Origin of the sequence: Bacillus sp. MMSF_3353 (assembly GCF_030733445.1) — a bacterium.
Classification (GTDB): Bacteria; Bacillota; Bacilli; order Bacillales; family Bacillaceae_G; genus Bacillus_A; species Bacillus_A wiedmannii.
Genome location: NZ_JASHJA010000082.1, coordinates 1 through 2,521, shown reverse-complemented (window position 1 = coordinate 2,521; position 2,521 = coordinate 1). Strand labels below are relative to the sequence as shown.

The window sequence follows — 2,521 nt, the reverse complement described above, 5'->3', positions numbered from 1 at the left end:
TAAAAATAAAAATTGACGTTTCACGTTGTTTGTTTCGTTCAGTTTTCAAAGAACTACTTGGTCGCTCATTTGCGACTCCCTTATGTTAACATCTTCGTTAGTTAATGTCAACTAAGTTTTTTATTTTGTTTACCGCGTTCTGCGTTATTGCATCGGCGACTTGTTCTATATTACACCTCTAAGATACAACCGTCAATATGTTTTTATAAAAAAACTTCATTTTTTATAAATCCTATTTACGTTATTAAATTATGTATTTATATACCTCTTCTATAAGAATAGATAAGCAACCCATAAAATACTCTATGGGTTGCTATTCCTTCATAAAAACTATTGTTCTTTTGAAGGTATCGAACAACTTTCATCCGTACAAGACATATCGCTTCCACCCTCTGAAGAAAGCTCTTGTAACTTAGGTGCAGGATTCTCTTCTTCCCACACTTGTTGAAGTGCACCGACAAAAGTTTCGAGTGGTTGCGCACCTGAAATAGCATACTTTTGATTAATAATAAAATAAGGTACTCCTGAAATTTGATATTGCTGAGCAATCGATTCATCAATTCTAACATCATTTGCATATGCACCTTTATCATTAATAACACGTAAAGCTTCTTGCTTATCTAAACCTGAAGCTTCAGCAATAGTAGCAAGCGTATCCACATCACTTAAATTTCTCGATTCAGTGAAATATGCAAAAAGTAGATTTTCCGTAATCTCTTTTCCTTTCCCTTGATCCTTTGCAAATTTAGCTAGACGATGCGCATCAAAAGTGTTCGTCGGCTTCATCTCTTCAAAATTAAAATTTAAATCCATACTAGCTGCATGATTTCCTAGTTGTACATTATTACGCTTAGCTTCTTCAATACTAATCCCGTACTTTGATGCAAGTACTTCATTAATACTTGTTCCAGAATAGATTGGAGCATTTTGGTCTAATTCAAAACTTTTAAACTCCACTTCAACATCCTTCTTATGCGGAAATTGCTCTAAAGCCATTTCTAATCTACGTTTCCCAATATAACAAAATGGGCATACAAAATCTGACCATACTTCAATTTTCATAGAAACACCTCATTAACATGTAGTTTTCAATTATTGTAGCACTGGCAATAAGGAATTCAAAAATTTATGCTTCAAACCTTATATACTACAAACTAAAATAAGTTTTTAAATAGAAAAAACGATAATCAAAAGTATAAAAACCTTTCCTTCTGATTATCGTATATACAAATCTAAAACAATCTAATTACGCTGGAATGTATCTCCCCACGAACTTCCATACGGTATTCCAATATTTATTCGAATCTACCTTCTCGGCTTCTCCATGTCCAGCACCTGGAACAATTAATTTCTCTTTTTCTACTTTTGCAGCATTATATACTTCATCTAACATTTCATAAGGAACAAATGTATCAGCATCCCCATGAATAAATAGCATAGGTGTTTTACTTTTCGCCACTTGTTTTATAGCTGAAGCTTCTTCTAAATCATATCCAGCTCTTAATTTTGTAACTGTATTTGCCGCATTCATAACAGGAAACTTTGGCAAATGGAATAGATCTTTTAGTTGATACGTAAATTCATCAATAACAGTTGAGTATCCACAATCTTCAATAATAACTTTAACGTTAGAAGGTAACTCTTCACCTGAAGTCATCATTACAGTTGCTCCCCCCATTGAAACACCAAAGAGTGCTATTTCAGCATTAGGGTCTTTCTTTACAATTTGTTGAATCCAAATCAAAATATCTTTACGATCATGCCAGCCCATCCCTATATAATCACCTTCACTATTTCCATGCCCACGAAGGTCTGGCGCTATGACGTTATATCCTTGTTCATAAAAGTTCCGGATATATTTCGTCATTTTCGATGCCCTACTATCATATCCATGAACTACAATTGCCCATTTATGACTAGATTGTTCATTCATATATTCATAACCTGTTAATTTCAACTTATCGAAAGAATTTATGTTTCGTGTATTAGGTTTATGATTTGATACAAAGTTCGCATCCTTTTCTTCATTTGTAGCGAACACACCTCCCGATGCATTCACAGTTTCTACTAAGTGAGGATTATCCTCTAAAAACTCTTTCTCTTGTTTCGCATTCAACGCATAATTATAAAAATAATTCCCGACTAACATATAAGTAATTGCTAGAAGGACTAAAGCTACTATAGTAATTACACCTATCTTTTTCATATTATCTCCTTAAAAAAATTTAAATCTTCCTATATTAAAGTACCTCGAAAAACAACTGTACTATTTTAACACACCGATAGATTGCTTCTACAAAAAATAGAATAGAAAATCTTAAACTACACATCAAAAATGATGAAAGAAAATGAATATGAGGGGATCAAAAGAATACGGATTACTTACTTGAAGCTGATAAGAAGTTTAAAACACAAAAAAGACGAGTCATTCTGACTCGTCTTAAAGTTGCTTGGCGACGTCCTACTCTCACAGGGACAAGGTCCCAACTACCATCGGCGCTAGAGAGCTTAACTTCCGTGT

General features: G+C 33.6%; 2 protein-coding genes. Both read right to left on the bottom strand.

Going from position 1 to position 2,521, the window contains the following annotated elements:
- Positions 1–330 precede the first annotated feature (330 nt).
- A complete protein-coding gene (locus tag RBB48_RS31505) occupies positions 331–1,062 on the bottom strand; it encodes a DsbA family oxidoreductase (protein WP_097892162.1) in 732 nt (243 codons plus the stop codon).
- Positions 1,063–1,246: 184 nt separating this feature from the next.
- Entirely contained in the window at positions 1,247–2,206 is a 960-nt protein-coding gene (locus RBB48_RS31500) for an alpha/beta hydrolase (protein ID WP_088061498.1), read from the bottom strand.
- Positions 2,207–2,521: the final 315 nt, after the last annotated feature.

Excerpts from the sequence above, each read along its gene's own strand:
- RBB48_RS31505 (WP_097892162.1), bottom strand. The coding sequence starts at position 1,062 with ATGAAAATTGAAGTATGGTCAGATTTTGTATGCCCATTTTGTTATATT.
- RBB48_RS31500 (WP_088061498.1), bottom strand. The coding sequence starts at position 2,206 with ATGAAAAAGATAGGTGTAATTACTATAGTAGCTTTAGTCCTTCTAGCA.